The organism is Streptomyces flavotricini (assembly GCF_020639365.1).
In the GTDB taxonomy this organism is placed as follows: domain Bacteria; phylum Actinomycetota; class Actinomycetes; order Streptomycetales; family Streptomycetaceae; genus Streptomyces; species Streptomyces flavotricini.
Genome location: NZ_JAINUL010000001.1, coordinates 3,989,283 through 3,990,333 on the forward strand (window position 1 = coordinate 3,989,283; position 1,051 = coordinate 3,990,333).

Genomic DNA, 1,051 nt, shown 5'->3' on the forward strand with positions numbered 1-1,051 from the left:
GGGATCGGCTGTTCCTCGCGTTTCCCGTACTACATGAACACCTACGGGATGCACTCGATCCACGGCCGCGCCCCCGCCATCGCCACCGGGCTGGCCACCTCGCGCCGCGACCTGTCGGTGTGGGTGGTCACCGGAGACGGCGACGCGCTCTCCATCGGCGGGAACCACCTGATCCACGCCCTGCGCCGCAACGTCAACCTCAAGATCCTGCTCTTCAACAACCGGATCTACGGACTGACCAAGGGCCAGTACTCGCCCACCAGCGAGGTCGGCAAGATCACCAAGTCCACCCCCATGGGCTCGCTCGACGCCCCCTTCAACCCGGCGTCGCTGGCGCTGGGCGCCGAGGCCACCTTCGTGGCCCGGACCGTCGACTCCGACCGCAAGCACCTCACCGAGGTGCTCCGCGCGGCCGCCGACCACCAGGGCACGGCGCTGGTTGGTCCCGGACCTGGAGGTCGACGACCCGGACGGCGCCCGCACCCTCGTCCTGGGCTGGGGCTCCACCTACGGCCCCATCACCGCCGCGGTCCGCGAGCTCCGCACGGTCGGCGAGGCCATCGCGCAGGCCCACCTGCGCCATCTCAACCCCTTCCCGAAGAACCTCGGCGAGGTCCTGCGGCGCTATGAGCGCGTGGTCGTCCCGGAGATGAACATGGGCCAGCTCGCCCGGCTCCTGCGCGCCGACTTCCTCGTCGACGTCATCTCCTTCACCCAGATCAACGGCATGCCGTTCAAGGCCGGACAGCTGGCCGACGCCATTCAGGAGGCGAACCGTGGCCAGTGAACTCCTCAACCTCGTGCCCAAGGCCGAGGCCAAGCAGTCGATGAAGGACTTCCGCTCCGACCAGGAGATCCGCTGGTGCCCCGGCTGCGGCGACTACTCCGTGCTGGCGGCCGTGCAGGGCTTCATGCCCGAGCTGGGGCTGGCGAAGGAGAACATCGTCTTCATCTCCGGGATCGGCTGTTCCTCGCGTTTCCCGTACTACATGAACACCTACGGGATGCACTCGATCCACGGCCGCGCCCCCGCCATCGCCACCGGGCTGGC

General features: G+C 68.7%; 3 pseudogenes. All 3 read left to right on the forward strand.

What is annotated here, in order from left to right:
* Positions 1–441, forward strand: a pseudogene (locus K7B10_RS17935) (thiamine pyrophosphate-dependent enzyme); the annotation flags it as partial.
* Between the two features lies 1 nt (position 442).
* Positions 443–787, forward strand: a pseudogene (locus K7B10_RS17940) (2-oxoacid:acceptor oxidoreductase subunit alpha); the annotation flags it as partial.
* Positions 777–1,051 (forward strand): annotated as a pseudogene (locus K7B10_RS17945) (2-oxoacid:ferredoxin oxidoreductase subunit beta); the annotation flags it as partial. The pseudogenes K7B10_RS17940 and K7B10_RS17945, both read left to right, overlap by 11 nt.